The organism is Psychrobacter sp. Ps4 (assembly GCF_022129285.1).
In the GTDB taxonomy this organism is placed as follows: Bacteria; Pseudomonadota; Gammaproteobacteria; order Pseudomonadales; family Moraxellaceae; genus Psychrobacter; species Psychrobacter immobilis_A.
In genome coordinates this window covers 39730-54939 of the sequence record NZ_JADQAK010000006.1, presented here as the reverse complement: position 1 = coordinate 54939, position 15210 = coordinate 39730, and the positions used below count along the sequence as shown (strand labels likewise).

At 41.4% G+C, this 15210-nt stretch carries 14 protein-coding genes; 1 reads left to right on the top strand and 13 read right to left on the bottom strand.

The genetic code is table 11. From position 1 onward, the window contains the following. Nucleotides 1-458: 458 nt before the first annotated feature. Nucleotides 459-725: a 30S ribosomal protein S20 gene (gene rpsT, locus I3252_RS05100; RefSeq protein ID WP_010200097.1), complete on the top strand. Its 267-nt coding sequence runs from the start codon at nt 459-461 to the stop codon at nt 723-725. A gap of 145 nt (nt 726-870) precedes the next feature. Here the strand turns inward: rpsT and I3252_RS05095 are convergent, their stop codons facing one another. From I3252_RS05095 to argC, 13 genes are all read right to left on the bottom strand, one after another. Then, nucleotides 871-1707, bottom strand: a complete 837-nt coding sequence (locus I3252_RS05095) for a histidine phosphatase family protein (protein ID WP_238034423.1) — start codon at nt 1705-1707, stop codon at nt 871-873. A gap of 184 nt (nt 1708-1891) precedes the next feature. Beyond that, a complete protein-coding gene (locus I3252_RS05090) occupies nt 1892-2689 on the bottom strand; it encodes a metallophosphoesterase (protein ID WP_227685441.1) in 798 nt (265 codons plus the stop codon). A 155-nt stretch (nt 2690-2844) separates the two neighbouring features. After that, the gene (gene pyrF / locus I3252_RS05085; RefSeq protein ID WP_045445053.1) at nt 2845-3543 is read right to left on the bottom strand and encodes an orotidine-5'-phosphate decarboxylase; all 699 of its coding nucleotides are present in this window, start codon (nt 3541-3543) and stop codon (nt 2845-2847) included. A gap of 74 nt (nt 3544-3617) precedes the next feature. Beyond that, nucleotides 3618-4031 carry a lipopolysaccharide assembly protein LapA domain-containing protein gene (locus I3252_RS05080; RefSeq protein ID WP_045445050.1) on the bottom strand — a complete coding sequence of 138 codons (414 nt, stop codon included), beginning with the start codon at nt 4029-4031 and terminating at the stop codon, nt 3618-3620. Between the two features lie 172 nt (nt 4032-4203). Continuing rightward, on the bottom strand, nt 4204-4509 hold the full coding sequence (locus I3252_RS05075) for an integration host factor subunit beta (RefSeq protein ID WP_238034422.1): 306 nt from the start codon (nt 4507-4509) through the stop codon (nt 4204-4206). Between the two features lie 326 nt (nt 4510-4835). Then, nucleotides 4836-6527, bottom strand: a complete 1692-nt coding sequence (gene rpsA, locus I3252_RS05070) for a 30S ribosomal protein S1 (RefSeq protein ID WP_238034421.1) — start codon at nt 6525-6527, stop codon at nt 4836-4838. A 310-nt stretch (nt 6528-6837) separates the two neighbouring features. Continuing rightward, nucleotides 6838-7620, bottom strand: coding sequence for a (d)CMP kinase (cmk, locus tag I3252_RS05065; protein WP_238034420.1), 783 nt, complete (start codon nt 7618-7620; stop codon nt 6838-6840). A 179-nt stretch (nt 7621-7799) separates the two neighbouring features. Next, on the bottom strand, nt 7800-8369 hold the full coding sequence (gene tadA / locus I3252_RS05060) for a tRNA adenosine(34) deaminase TadA (RefSeq protein WP_193009479.1): 570 nt from the start codon (nt 8367-8369) through the stop codon (nt 7800-7802). Nucleotides 8370-8381: 12 nt separating this feature from the next. Next, on the bottom strand, nt 8382-9119 hold the full coding sequence (locus I3252_RS05055) for a uracil-DNA glycosylase (protein WP_193009480.1): 738 nt from the start codon (nt 9117-9119) through the stop codon (nt 8382-8384). A 175-nt stretch (nt 9120-9294) separates the two neighbouring features. Next, nucleotides 9295-11868: an AAA family ATPase gene (locus tag I3252_RS05050; protein WP_238034419.1), complete on the bottom strand. Its 2574-nt coding sequence runs from the start codon at nt 11866-11868 to the stop codon at nt 9295-9297. Between the two features lie 722 nt (nt 11869-12590). Next, nucleotides 12591-12998 (bottom strand): ATP-dependent Clp protease adaptor ClpS, encoded by a 408-nt coding sequence (locus I3252_RS05045; RefSeq protein ID WP_238034418.1) that lies wholly within the window; start codon nt 12996-12998, stop codon nt 12591-12593. Nucleotides 12999-13100: 102 nt separating this feature from the next. Next, complete coding sequence (locus I3252_RS05040; protein ID WP_238034417.1) at nt 13101-13967, bottom strand: hypothetical protein; 867 nt, start codon at nt 13965-13967, stop codon at nt 13101-13103. Between the two features lie 101 nt (nt 13968-14068). Beyond that, nucleotides 14069-15136 (bottom strand): N-acetyl-gamma-glutamyl-phosphate reductase, encoded by a 1068-nt coding sequence (argC, locus tag I3252_RS05035; RefSeq protein WP_055124420.1) that lies wholly within the window; start codon nt 15134-15136, stop codon nt 14069-14071. Nucleotides 15137-15210 lie beyond the last annotated feature (74 nt).

Sequence of the window (15210 nt, the reverse complement as noted above, 5' to 3'; positions counted from 1 at the left end):
CCTAGTATCATACCTAAATTAACGCATAACTGAGGGTATTCTATAGAATTTATTGTAAGAGATTTTATCGGCTAAGCGATTTATTCACTCATAAGCGGTTTTTAGTGCAACAATATTGATAAGTATTTCAAAAAACAGCTGAGCAGAGACACAAAAACTGTCATATATATGATCACACAACTTCTTTAAGCATTAATCATCAAATATATTGTTCTAAGGGCGATAATTTGCTAAGATAACCGGCTTTACACGTTAACGCTGTTTAATTATTCCAAACAGTTTTGGCGCTTGCGATGCTCTATTGCTAATTTAGGTGCCTTTAATAACAGATAGGTACTTTAATATTAGACATCGACATCATGTTTGGCGAGACGGCTGCTCGTTACCGATGATGGTTAAACCCTTTTTTATTGTAATCCACATTCATATTTTTATCTGTCTTTATCAAGGAGATTCGCGTGGCTAATACTGCACAAGCTCGTAAACGCGCCCGTCAAAACACCAAACGTCGTCAGAACTCTGCGTCACAACGCTCTATGGTTCGTACTTACTTAAAACGTGTTGATGCGGCTATCGCAGCTAAAGATTATGACGCGGCTACCGAAGCTTACAAAAAAGCGGTACCAGTTCTTGATCGTATGGCTGACAAAGGTATTATTCATAAGAATAAAGCTGCTCGTCGTAAGAGCCGCCTGAACAAAACTATCAAAGGCCTACAAGCTTAAGATTGGTAACGTTTAGACCACATCTCGCCTTTATAGCGTGATGACTAAAACCTTGTCACTGGTTCTAATACTGGGGCAAGGTTTTTTTATGTCTGCTTGAAAAATGAGTAGTAATCTTTTCAATAGTATTTAGATTAAATAGTATTTAGATCCATTTCACCTCTGGTGGTAAGAGCAATGTATTAGGATGAAAGCCGGCAGCACGGTAATCTTCTAATAAAGTATGAATCGGGCGCACATATACTTCACCGCGCCAAACGAAGTGTGCACTGGCTTGTTCAAACGGCTTATCATCAAACCACAAAAACACGCCTTCCATCATCTTTGGCCAATCATTCCAATCAATCTCGACCACATCAAACATCACTGCTAAAAAAGCAGACAACAAAGTATCATGACTAACAGCAAGCATGAGATGCCCTTGCTGCGGCTGATATTGATAAAACAGCGATAAAATATCGAGACCGCCTTGGTAAGCGTTTTTGGTACCTTCAAGATTGCCTTGCAAAAATCGATTGATAAAGTTGAGCACGCCAATTTCTTTAAATACTGGATTTGCTATTTCAGGCTCAGTCACTAAGCTGCCAGGCTCGACCAACAATGACTGATGCGTAATATCACGTTGTAGTCCCGCACCTGCTTGCATCAGCTGCGCCGTGTCAATACAGCGTCCAATCGGACTTGAGATACTATCTACATCAAGCGAGTACGGTAAATGCCCTGCCAACCAACGCCCCCACGACTTCGCTAGTACTCGACCTTTAGGTGTTAAGGGTAATTGATAACTGGCAAAACCATTGCCATCAGAGCGTTCACGTAAGGAATGTCTGGTAAATAAAATCAGCCGTTTATCTTCAGGCAATAAGCTGACTGAGGAAATCATACTATCAGGCAAGTGTGAAGGCGCCGGAGCACTTGGAGTATGACTCGCAAGCTTTTCAGCAGACAGTTTTGAGGGAGTGTTATTGAGATATTTGCTCATGGTAACAAGCGTAGCAGATTTTTTGATATGAATGAACAAAATATCAGTTCAATTGTAATATTGCTTACGAGTCTAGGCGGTTAGACTTTAAAATAAGCGCTATTTTATATTCACTATTTTAAAAAATACGAATCAAGGTGACAAATAACTAAAAATATTTTTACTTTCAAGAGGCTAAAATTACTTAGCCGATATCAATGACTTTGTCCCACGCAAATGCTAATGCAGTGCTGCTCACCTCATTTGGATACGCACGTGGATTGACAATGATTCGTGTATTACCAATACGGTAATCAAATGCTTCGTGTGTATGTCCATGTACCCATAGTATTGGCGCCCAATCTTCATGCATCCAGCCAGACAAATCACTGACAAAAGCTGCATTACTTGGTAAATTCGCATACTTCTCAGACACCGATAATGGACTGATACTATGATGGCTCATCACAACAGTTTTTTTGCCAAGTGTTTTGGCGGTGATCAATGCTTGCTTTAACCATTGACGCTGCTTAGCATGGATTTGCATCGATACTTCAGGTGAAAAAAGCTCGCCTCCAGCATAGATTTGTTTATAGTCACGCATAAAGCGCATAGCAGCAGCTATAGTATCTTCATTGGCCTGATATTGGTAATCTGTCCATAAAGTACAACCTAGGATACGTATGTCACCAATATCAATATGTTGACACTGTAGAAAACGGACGCCTTGCTGCGACTGGGCATTATAATTATCCCAAGTCGCCAGCTTTTTATCAAAATGTAGTACATCTTCATTAAAGTATTCATGATTACCAGCTATGGTAATCACAGGCACTTGCAAACGTGCTGCCTGCTCTTGTAGCCATGGCATACCACTATCGCTGTTGGCAGTATCGCCCGCGACTAATACCACGTCTGCATCAGTTTTGGGAATATGCCCTAGCGGATGTGACTGACGCGCATAACTGTCAATATGTAAGTCACTTAAAATCTGTAATTTCATAAGTTCTAATATCATTAAATAAACGTAAATAGTTTAGCACTTTTTGATATACCTGCAAAAATTAAAAAAAGACAGCGGATTAGGCTGTCTTTTTTATCATGCTGACACTATAAAATGCTAAACACTTTGTAAATATAAAAATATTTTATAAGTATCTAAATACCTCGGAGTATCTTTTGTAATTTAGCGGCAGGATCTGCTGCCTGAGTAATTGAACGACCAATCACCAAATAATCAGAACCATCATCTAACGCCTGTTTCGGCGTACAAATACGTTTTTGATCATCTGCATTGTCGTCTAGCAAGCGAATACCAGGGGTAATCAATTTAAAATCTTGACCACATAGTGTCTTGAGCGTTTTAGCTTCTTGCGCTGAACAGACCACGCCATCAAGACCTGCTTGCTTGGTTAATTGTGCCAATCGACTCACTTGCGCATCTAGACCATGGGTAATACCTGTTTGCATCAATGCTTGATTATCCATAGAGGTCAGCACGGTGACAGCTATCAGCAAGGTATCAAAGTTACCGTCTAACAAGCGCTGTTTAGCCAATGACATCGCCTCTAAGCCTGCGCTGGCATGCACATTCACCATCCATACGCCAAGCTCAGCTGCCGCTAGTACCGCTTGAGCGGTAGTATTAGGAATATCATGGAATTTCAAGTCTAGAAATACGTCAAAATCACGCTGATGTAGCGCCTTAACTATCTCAGGACCACAGCGAGTAAATAGCTCTTTACCCACTTTTAAGCGGCATGATGTTGGATCTAACTGATCAGCTAATGCTATCGATGCCTCCATCGTCATATTATCTAAGGCAACGATGACTGGGGAATTCATTGTATTATTCATGGTTTTACCATATCTATATCAGAATTATCAAAACACTATATATGGACTGCTCATAGATCAGTACAAAATATAATTTAGTCTCGCTTTTGTTTGGTAAGTGTCGCGCCTTCATCTACAGTAAGTACTTCTGCGTCTTGCACTTGCACATTGGTTGCTGTCGAACCATAAACAGCTTCTTCCACCGTTGGCGCACTTGCTTGGCGATCAATGACAGCATTGGCTTGTGTCAGTTGCGCTTGCAAGTTCACATTCGCTTTTTGCAAACGCGAGATTTCCCACTTATTCTGTAAGACACGGAAGATAAGCAGTGCCAACAAGATGCCAATAACAATACCAAGCATAAGGCATAAAATCAGCAGCAATCCTAGATTCATCGTCGGTGCTTGCGAGAATAATAAATTTACGCCAACTTCGGTATTGTTTGCCAACACCAAACCAAGTGCATAAGCAAAGCTCAAAAACAGCAATACAAATAGTAAAAAGCGCATGAGACGTCTACCTCGATTTGGAATGTCGTTAGTGTTTTAAAAATAGCACTTTAAAACCTTCATCAACCCACACATTTATATGCTTATAAACTCACTAGTGATAAATTCTAGCAAAAGTGGCTGGCAAGCACTCTTGTTGGCAATTTTACCCAATAAATACTTTATAACACACTTATCTATTTGCTACTGTATCATTGACTGCTTCACGTAATGCTTTACCTGGTTTAAAGTGCGGTATCGCTTTGGCAGGTACAGGTACGCTTTCTCCTGTTTTAGGATTTCGACCCATACGGGCACGACGATGGTGCAGACAAAAACTGCCAAAACCACGAACTTCTACGCGTCCATCATTGGCTAACGTATCGGTCATCAAGTTTAATATTTCACGTACTGCATCATCGACTACAGTATCAGTCATATTGTCACAGTTCGCACTTAAATTACTAATAAATTCGGACTTGTTAATCGCTTGCTGCATTATTACGCTTGCCTTGTTGATTAATGGATAAGATGACTGTGAATTGAACCATCATTTTCGATAGCTGGTTACTTTTAAAACAAGCTATACATCAAGATCATAAGGATAAATAGCCATTCACTAAAACAATATCAGTGTCTTAAATAAGTAATAATTCACATCTCGTTACTCAATGTTGCAAATGATAGCGGATATTACGGTAAATGGAAATAAGAGTTTGCCTGTTTGAGCAAAAACCTCATTGATTAATAGTGCACTTAAAATTTAAGCAAAAAAAAAGCGACCATAGTCGCTTCTTTTATAATCTTATATCAATAACGTGCAGCTTACTGCATTTGCTCTTTGATCAAGTCACCAATTGTTTTTGGCTGTGCATCAGAACTGGCAGTAGTACTAGTCGTGCTAGTGCTGCTTAGCTCTTTAATCGCTTGACGCTCTTCAGCTTCGTCTTTCGCTTTGATAGACAAATTGATGTTGCGAGTTTTACGATCAACACTGATGATTTTCGCTTCAACGTCATCACCAACGCTCAAATGCTTAGTCGCATCTTCAACACGGTCACGTTGAATTTCAGAGGCACGTAGATACGCTTCAACTTCGTTAGCAAGCTCGATAGTAGCGCCTTTAGCATCTACTTCTTTTACTTTACCATTAATGATAGCACCGCGGTCATTGTTGACTAGGTATTCGTTGAATGGATCAGAGCTTAACTGCTTCACGCCTAGGCTGATACGGTTTGCTTCTGCATCTACTGACAATACCATTGCTTCAACGGTGTCGCCTTTATTGTAGTTACGGATAGCGTCTTCGCCAGTTTCGTTCCAAGAGATATCAGATAGATGAACAAGACCATCAATACCACCGTCTAGACCGATAAAGATACCGAAGTCAGTGATTGATTTGATCGTGCCAGTGATCTTATCACCGCGCTCATGTTTCTTATCAAACTCATCCCATGGGTTAGCTAGAGTTTGTTTGATACCTAGGCTGATACGACGACGTTCTTCATCGATATCAAGAATCATTACTTCAACTTCATCGCCCACTTGAACAACTTTTGATGGGTGGATGTTTTTGTTGGTATGATCCATTTCTGATACGTGTACTAGACCTTCAATACCTTCAGAAATCTCAGCAAAACAACCATAATCAGTTAAGTTGGTTACGCGTGCTTTAACCACACTACCTACTGGATAAGTGCCGCCAACGTTATCCCAAGGATCAGTACCAAGTTGTTTTAGACCTAGGCTAACGCGATTGCGCTCACGGTCAAACTTCAATACTTTAACTTTTAGGTCTTGACCAACTTCAACAACTTCAGATGGATGCTTGATACGGCGCCATGCCATGTCAGTGATGTGCAATAGACCATCGATACCACCTAGATCAACGAATGCGCCGTAATCAGTAAGGTTCTTAACGATACCTTCGATCTCGATGCCTTCTTCAAGCTTATTCAATAGCTCTTCGCGCTCAGCTGAATTTTCAGCTTCCATAACTGCACGACGGCTAACAACAACGTTGTTGCGCTTTTGATCAAGTTTGATAACTTTGAATTCTAGCTCTTTGCCTTCAAGATGCGTGGTGTCACGGATAGGACGAACATCTACCAATGAACCTGGTAGGAACGCACGTACTGAACCGATATCTACAGTGAAACCGCCTTTAACTTTGCTTGAGATGATACCTTTTACGATTTCATCATTATCAGCGATTTTTTCAAGGAAGTTCCAAGTTTCAACACGTTTGGCTTTTTCACGTGAAAGCAAGGTTTGACCCATGCCGTTATCAACCGCTTCAACCACGACATCAACGCTATCGCCAACTTCAACTTCAAGTTCGCCTTCTTCGCTTAAAAACTCTTCACGAGCGACGATACCTTCAGATTTCAGACCAGTATCAACAGTGATCCAGTCGTTATCAATGGCCACAACAGTACCAGTGATAACCGAGCCACGCTCGATATCCAGACCTGTTTCTTCGATGCTCGCTTCAAATAGTTCAGCAAATGATTCCATTATGTCTACCTTTGTATAGCCGTATCCTGTCCAGCACAGTACGGATCAAATTTATGATTGCATAAAACGAGAATACTGGTTTTATATCCCATACAATCATATATAAAAACGTTTGTTGTTAGTAAGCACATAACTTATTAAACTCACTAGCAACAACTGTCTTATATTGCAATGCCTTATACTTTTAAATCTCTATGATTTAGAAAGAATATTTTTATCACTCTCTAGAGATAATTAGCGTCTACTACTGTGATTTTATACTAAAATCAAGCGTATAGGAAACTTTTTCATACTTACTAACTTGTTTTTATTAACGATTAAAGAAAATACCTTTATCCTGACAATGTCTTTTCACTTGTGCATAAACTTCATCAGCATCTAAGTTAGAGCTATCTAGTAGTAGAGCATCTTCTGCAGGCTTTGATGGTGCAGTCGCTCGATTCTCATCACGATCATCACGAGCTTTAATTGTCGCTAAAATCGCGTCAAAATCTGCCGTCTGACCAGCATTTATTAACTGTGTTACGCGGCGCTCGGCACGCGCTTCAGCACTGGCAGTCAAATATACTTTTACATCCGCATCTGGGAACACCACCGTCCCCATATCGCGACCATCAGCGACCAATCCAGAACGAGTTGCCATATCTTGTTGCAACTTTAGTAATGCTTGACGAACTTTTGGAAATACGGCTATTTGTGATGCATAGCCGCCCACGGTTTCATTACGAACCTGCTCACCAACCGCTTCACCATTCACTAAAATATCAACACGTCCTGATGCATTGTTAGGTACAAAAGCAATCTCTAGGCGCTGCGTTAGTGCTAATACAGCCATCTCGTCAATGGCTTGGCCTCCGTCTGCCGCAACTAATCCCGCTTCAAATGCTTTGAGTCCAACGATACGATACAGAGCACCTGAATCTAGCAGTTGATAATTCAATGCTTGGGCCAAACGCCACGTCACCGTACCTTTACCTGCCCCACTTGGTCCATCAATGCAGATAACTGGATAGCGCAACACTGGCGCTTGGTTATCATTACTGCCAGAACTAAAGTTATCAAGTATAGCGTTATCAGCTGTAGAGACGGTCATAATACTCACTTAATAGTAGACGATACTGATACGACTTAGTGCATGCTAGCTGCAGAACAATATTTACTTATTTATCAAACGCTTGACAATTAATTCATCATTTCGTCATCAAATAGGGCGATATTATAGCAAAGAAACCTACCCATCACTAGCAGCAAGACCGATATCTTGTTAATTGCTTATGAATTGTCTTTCCTTTTTGCCGCTTTTCGTCGTTCACGGAAAAAGGTCTTAAGCATCTGGCTGCTATGCTCACGACATAAGCCATTATGTACTTCGATAGCATGATTATAAAAAGGCTGTATCGGTAAATTTATCTGACTACCAACCATACCCGCTCGTGGCTCGCTTGCTGCATAAACCAATCTATCTACCCGCGCATGAATGAGCGCTCCGATACACATCGTACAAGGCTCTAAGGTAACGTATAACGTTGTCTGTAATGGTAAACGATAGTTTTTTAAGCGCGCACACGCCTCTCTTAATGCAACAATCTCGGCATGAGCGGTCGCATCGTGACGCCCAATCGGTTCATTGAATCCTTGACCAATAATCTGCTGATCGTGTACCAGTATCGCTCCTACCGGCACTTCTCCACGCTCAGCACCTTGTCTAGCAAGTTTAAGAGCTAGGTTCATCCAGCTCATATCTTGAAGTGACCAAAATGCGCTGGCTTGCATATCTTCAATAACTAACTGACTATTTGCGGTTGGATATGGCTTCAAGCTTATATTTTGTTTATGTTTCATTTATTTTGACAACTATTGCGGTAATTGCCAATCGATAGGCGTTTGCCCATACTGTACTAGATAATCATTGGTCTTAGAAAACGGCTTGGAACCAAAGAATCCACCACGATTGGCAGCAAGTGGTGATGGATGTACAGCGGTCAGAATAAGATGCTTATCAGTATTGATATATTTGCCTTTTTTCTGGGCTTTACTGCCCCACAATATGAATACGGTATGTTCTGTTTGTTCATTAACCACATCAATCACCGCATCGGTAAACTGCTCCCAGCCTTTATTTTGATGACTATTTGGCTCACTTTCTCGCACGGTCAGAGAGCTATTTAATAGCAAAACTCCTTGCTGTGCCCAGTAAGTCAGGTCGCCATGTTTTGAGGGTGCGATACCAATATCACTCGCCATCTCTTTTAACAAATTATTGAGTGAGGGTGGCTTTGGAATGGCTTTGGGCACTGAAAACGATAAGCCCATTGCCTGCCCTGGTCCATGATATGGATCTTGACCTAGTATCACGACTTTAACTTGTGATAAAGGGGTCAGGTTTAACGCGTTAAATATTAAGGGTGCTGGCGGATAGATACTACTTTCTGATTGATAGGCTTCTTTTAAAAACGCACGCAAGTTGTCCATATTGTTAGAAGTTAACTCGTCTGCTAATGCCGTTTTCCAATCTTCTGGCAAGCGCACATTGTCTAAAATTGCTTGTTTTTGCGCTGGCGTTTTTGGCGTTTGTTCATCGAATAATTCCATAGTATGTCCTGTTATATTTGTTATCGATTAGATAAATATTGAATGGGGGGCGTGAACCAATCTCGCACATGAGAGCTCGTGATTTCATACGTTGGTTTTGTTATGAATTATAGCAATAAAAAAACGGCTACCACAGTAACATGGTAACCGTTGTTATTACATTAGTAGCAAAAACTTAGCTGGCGAGTGACTCAGAGTCTGGATGTGGCTCATGAGTCTCAACGACCGTCAAGATAATACGACTATCTGCTGATCCTTTATCTGTAGACTTATAATCCGTCTTACCACTGTACTTATCAAGCTTAACAGAATCACCATCTTGCTCATCATTAGCTTCAGGCTCTAAGGTAAGATGTACTACCCCACCATTGACCAAATCACCAAACAAAATCATACTTGCCAATGACTTTTTGATCTCATCTTGAATCAGACGCTGCATTGGGCGTGCACCCATTAGGCGATCATAGCCTTTGTTAGCCAAGTAATCGCGTACTTCGTCATCAATCTCTAAAGTGACTTGTTTATCATCAAGCTGAACTTGTAGCTCAACCAAGAATTTATCAACCACAGATACCACCACGGAGGTATCTAATGGGTTAAATTGGATGATGGCATCTAAACGGTTACGGAACTCTGGCGTAAAGACACGTTTGAGCGACTCTGTATTATCACGGCTATGGTCTTGCTGAGTAAAGCCCATTGAAGAGCGGCTAATACTATCAGCACCGACGTTGGTCGTCATAATCACAATGACTTGCTTAAAGATAGCCACACGACCATTGTTATCAGTCAACGTACCATGATCCATGACTTGCAGTAACAAGTTGAAGACATCAGGGTGCGCTTTTTCAATCTCATCAAGCAATAACACACAATGTGGATGTTGATTGATTTTTTCAGTCAACAAACCACCTTGATCATAACCGACATAGCCAGGAGGCGCACCAATCAAACGCGATGCAGTATGGGCTTCCATATACTCTGACATATCAAAACGAACCAATTCTACGCCTAACAAATTTGCCAATTGACGTGAAACTTCGGTTTTACCCACCCCAGTAGGACCGGCAAACATGAAGGAACCAATTGGCTTATCTGGTGCTTTGAGACCAGCACGTGATAGCTTAATCGCATCGGCTAATGTTTCAATTGCCTCATCTTGACCAAACACTAAATGCTTAAGATCACGATCTAAGTGCTGAAGAATACTCTTATCATCACTCGATACTGACTTGGGAGGAATACGTGCAAGCTTGGCAACAATCGCCTCAATATCTGCCACATCGATTTTCATCGGTGGTTTTTTCTTAGCCTTGGCAATTTTTGACTCACTGAACGATTTGGCGCGATCATTGGCTTTTGCAGTTTCCGCTTCATCCTGCATTTCGCTATCGCTATACGTGTCGCCATCGAGACCCTCAACATCGGCATCAATCTGAGCATCAAAATCTTGCTCTATATCCGCAATGAAGCTTTCTTCTGCATCAATATCATCAGCATCAGGAATCACGCCTAAACGCTTATAGGCACCTGCTTCGTCAATCACATCAATCGCTTTATCTGGTAAAAAACGCTCGTGAATATGCTTAGCAGATAATTGAACGGCGGTGACCAATGCTTCATCGGTATATTCAACGTTATGAAATTCCTCATAACGAGGCTTCAGACCGCGCAAAATATCAATGGTATCGTCGACACTCGGCTCTTTGACATCAATCTTCTGAAAGCGACGTGACAGTGCATGGTCTTTTTCAAACACTTGACGGTATTCGGTAAAGGTAGTTGAGCCGATACAGCGCAGCTCACCATTAGCAAGTGCTGGCTTAATCAAGTTTGATACGTCCATATTGCTGCTCATTGACGACCCTGCGCCAATAATCATATGAATCTCATCAATAAACAAGATTGCATTGGGCTTTTTCTTTAGCGCATCAAGCAGTGACTTCATGCGTTTTTCGAAATCACCACGGTATTTAGTACCAGCGATTAATGAGCCAATATCAAGGCTATAAATCACGCAGCCATTCAATGGTTTCGGTGCTTTATCATTAATAATCAACCACGCCAAACCTTCAGCAATCGAGGTTTTACCGACGCCTGGCTCACCAACCAATAACGGGTTATTTTTACGGCGACGACACAGTACTTGCGCGGCGCGCTCAATTTCAGGGCCACGTCCAATTAATGGATCCGTCTTACCTTCAGCCGCACGCTGGTTTAGGTTGGTCGCAAACTCAACCAAGGGATCTTTACTGGTTTTTTCTGAGGTACTACGGCGTTCACCCGTCATAGAAGCACGTGGCTCAGATGGCTCGTCTTTATCTTGACCATGCGATAAGTACTGGGTCAGCTCAAGACGGCTAATACCCTGCTTTTTGAGCAAATAAACGGCATAAGTATCGTGCTCTGAAAACATAGACACTAAAATGTCTGAGCCTTCAACAAGGCGACCACCACCAATAGATTGTACATGGAAAATAGCACGCTGCAGAATACGATCAAAGCTTTGGGTTGGCTGCGGTGACTGCTCAGTGTCTGCGTCTACCGTTGGCGTATGCTTATTGATATAAGCTTCTAACTCGGTACGCAGCGTTGAAACATTGGCATTACAGGCAGTTAGTGTATTGGCAGCGTGAGTATTCTCTAATAACGCCAATAATAGATGCTCAACAGTGAGGTACTCATGCGATTTTTGGCGCGCAAGTGTCATTGCTAAACGCAAAGAAACTTCAAGATGACGACTTAACATAACGACTTCCTACGGTTATACCTATCTTTATAATTGATAGCTTTATGAATGAGTTAGTAAGTAAATCAGGGCGACAGATGGATTGTTCAAGGGCTAAATCTGTATTATCAAAAGACTGCGCTAAATGATATTGACCATGTATTACTCAAGTAGCAGTGCTATCTACTTATCACCAATTAAGCGTTTTGATCACTCATACTTGCTTTTCTTTATCTCAACACGATACTTAAGAAGAGTCAATCTATTAACACAGACTAAAATGTATCAAGGCGTACTGCGCATCAATATTTATAGTAACGAAATAGTATGAAAGCTTCAAAAGCTGAGCAAATAAAGGAGAAATCGGTAATAGAATAATAAATGAGAGAATGAAAGATACAAATGACTTTTTTAAGCCATCAGCTGATTAAATTATAGAAAAACTCAAGTTAATAGGATGACTAGAAAATGATACGAGTGCAGCAATCATTTCTATAAAATTTAGACAGCTGTTTGATGTGATGACTTAATATAGATAAGGGTATATTAAAGAAAAATCAAGGTTAGGAAATTTTTATAATAAGGAATTTATGAGTGACTGCTTGGATACAGAGTACCTATCAAGCTCACAATGAGCGGTTTTTAGAGCTTGAAAGGGTTTCTAAACGATAAAACCATTGGAAATAATAAGATAGAAACACGAAAAGAAGATAGAACTTTAAATTCATGTTTACGCTATTTTCTTATTCGCCTTGATGTGGCTCAATCTGGGTCAATAATGGATAGCCTTCACGATGTGCCAGACTGTTTACTTTTTTGGCTTTGGTCTCAGCGATATCTTTAGGATAGATACCAGCAATGCCTTTGCTACTGTTATGAATCGTTAGCATAACTTCGACTGCCGAATCCATACTATGACGAAATTCGGACTGCAAAATATAAACGACGAACTCCATCGGCGTATAATTATCATTATACATAACGACGGCATACATAGGCGGCTTAGCCACTTCTGGCTCTGCTACCAGTACATCTGCTTGTGGCGAGGTTTCGCCTTCCGTATCGCCATCTTGTGCACGATGAGCAGGTATAGTTGGAAAGTGCCAATCAGCAACAGTTGGCAACGCTTGCAATAGGGTTTGTTTCATCATAATTGGCATACAAATTAATGGTTATATTTATAACGGAATAAAGGATGCTAGCAGAGGTTGGCAAACGCAATGCTTATTATAGCGCTCTTAAATATGAATAGATTAAGGCTCAATCGGGCTTTCGTCGACTTCGGGTAAATCTAAAAGTGATAGCGGCATATTATCAACTCGGTCGCCAAGCTTCCAATCATAGAGCTGCTCCACTTGTTGCCCGCCAGCTTGTAAGCTGAGTTTGACTTGTAACGGTTTAAAGCCTGATGGCATCATGAAACGACCACGAATACGAACGATACCTTCAATAGTATAAACTGGAGGATCTAGCGGCACCTCTACAAAATCATCGTCATTGAGCAACGTCAACGTTGGCTTTAGGCGTTTGGCTTTGCCATCGCTAGCAAGCATGCCTATATCGAAACCATATTCAAAGGCATTTTCAGGTAATGGCTCAATCTTTGCCGCTATTACTTGTAAAGGTATGCCGCCTTTGTCACGAAGGACATCAGCATATAATTCATTCAGTTGAGAGACTTGTCTATTCTCAACCGTTAATTCTTGCTGGTTTTCACGCAACTCTTTGATGTTCGCCAAGCTAATCGCCAGCTCCTGCTTAGCAGTAGCCGCTTGATTGGCCGCTATTTTATGACTAAGACGTAAATCTTCAAGCGCTTCTGTTGCCTCAGTGCTATTGATCATCGCTTGCTTGGTTTCAGTTTGCATAGAATGAAAGCCACGCTGATATCCTAATTTATGACCGAATATCAATCCAACAATGGCAGTCACCAATATGACAACGACAAAGAGAGCCAACACCAATGTGGATGCCCCTTGTTGGCTACCACCTACCTTAGTTACTGAACCAGCATTGGTTTTAAGAGAATGCGGACTACGCTCTAAATGATACAAATCAGAGTCTTTGCACGATGAAGGTGCGGGCTGTGAGCAAAAGCGTCGTACAAGCTTGACACGCATTTAGACAATATCTCTTAACAGTAATGGCAATATTATAGCGGAATTTATAATCAATACCTAGCACCATAAATGTGAATGATTTGACCACAGCTAAACATCTGCTACGGAACAATAGGTGCAAAGTTTAGACCCATTGTTTCATCGAATCCGAACATGACATTCATATTTTGTACCGCTTGTCCTGCTGCGCCTTTTACCAAATTGTCTTGTACGACAATCACTGTCAATTCCGCACGTTCATTGTCTTGATGCACAGCAATGCGTAAACGATTGCTGGCGCGGACACTACGGGTATCTGGATAAATACCTTTTGGCATGACATCAATAAACGCTTCTGATTCATAGCATGTTTCAAATATCTGCTGCCAATCAATAGCAGCACCCGCATCCGTCAGCTCAAGATGAATAGAGCTCAGCATGCCACGTATCATCGGCACAAGATGCGGTAAAAAACGAATGCGATGGGTGAACTGGCTGTCTAATAGCTGCGCCACGCCTTGCTCAATCTCAGGCAGGTGACGATGTCCTTCAACGCTATAAGCTTTAAAGTTATCAGTAGTTTCAGCATAATTAAGCGCAAGTGAAGCTTGGCGACCAGCGCCAGAAACACCAGACTTTGCATCGATAACGATGCGTGATTCCACCAGTCTCTCTGCTTGCTTATTTTGCATATCGATTATTGGTTTCAAACCCAAAATAGCAGTGGTCGGATAACAACCCGGATTACCGACGACTAAAGCAGTGGCAAGTTTATCGCGATTGACTTCAGGTAAACCATAGACAGCTGTCTTTAATAGCTCAGGACAAGCATGCGACTGCTGATACCAGTGCTCAAAATCGGACAGTGACTGCAAACGAAAATCAGCAGCCAAATCAATGACTTTCACACCGGCTTGCGTTAGCGCCTCTGCTTGCTTCATCGCTACGCCATGTGGCGTGGCAAAAAAGACCACATCACACTTTTGCAGCGTTGCAAGCGTCTCATCGCCCAAGTCGCTAAAGACAATATCTGATATACCGCGTAAGCTTGGAAATATCTCATCAGCGCGTGTACCAGCTTCGCTACGCGAGGTTAGCAAATCAATAGATACTTCAGGATGCGCAGATAACAAGCGAATCAGCTCAATACCCGTATAACCTGTACCACCAACAATCGCTGCTGAAATCATAAGATATTCCTTTTTATTTTACTTGGTAAATATCAGTGTTTGTTAAACAAATCTTAGATAGAAAGCTCGCTTAT

Excerpts from the sequence above, each read along its gene's own strand:
- pyrF (WP_045445053.1), bottom strand. The coding sequence starts at position 3,543 with ATGAATAATACAATGAATTCCCCAGTCATCGTTGCCTTAGATAATATG.
- I3252_RS05080 (WP_045445050.1), bottom strand. The coding sequence starts at position 4,031 with ATGCGCTTTTTACTATTTGTATTGCTGTTTTTGAGCTTTGCTTATGCA.
- cmk (WP_238034420.1), bottom strand. The coding sequence starts at position 7,620 with ATGACCGTCTCTACAGCTGATAACGCTATACTTGATAACTTTAGTTCT.
- I3252_RS05040 (WP_238034417.1), bottom strand. The coding sequence starts at position 13,967 with ATGCGTGTCAAGCTTGTACGACGCTTTTGCTCACAGCCCGCACCTTCA.
- I3252_RS05055 (WP_193009480.1), bottom strand. The coding sequence starts at position 9,119 with ATGGAATTATTCGATGAACAAACGCCAAAAACGCCAGCGCAAAAACAA.
- I3252_RS05090 (WP_227685441.1), bottom strand. The coding sequence starts at position 2,689 with ATGAAATTACAGATTTTAAGTGACTTACATATTGACAGTTATGCGCGT.
- I3252_RS05095 (WP_238034423.1), bottom strand. The coding sequence starts at position 1,707 with ATGAGCAAATATCTCAATAACACTCCCTCAAAACTGTCTGCTGAAAAG.
- tadA (WP_193009479.1), bottom strand. The coding sequence starts at position 8,369 with ATGAAACATAAACAAAATATAAGCTTGAAGCCATATCCAACCGCAAAT.
- I3252_RS05075 (WP_238034422.1), bottom strand. The coding sequence starts at position 4,509 with ATGCAGCAAGCGATTAACAAGTCCGAATTTATTAGTAATTTAAGTGCG.
- argC (WP_055124420.1), bottom strand. The coding sequence starts at position 15,136 with ATGATTTCAGCAGCGATTGTTGGTGGTACAGGTTATACGGGTATTGAG.
- I3252_RS05045 (WP_238034418.1), bottom strand. The coding sequence starts at position 12,998 with ATGATGAAACAAACCCTATTGCAAGCGTTGCCAACTGTTGCTGATTGG.
- I3252_RS05050 (WP_238034419.1), bottom strand. The coding sequence starts at position 11,868 with ATGTTAAGTCGTCATCTTGAAGTTTCTTTGCGTTTAGCAATGACACTT.
- rpsA (WP_238034421.1), bottom strand. The coding sequence starts at position 6,527 with ATGGAATCATTTGCTGAACTATTTGAAGCGAGCATCGAAGAAACAGGT.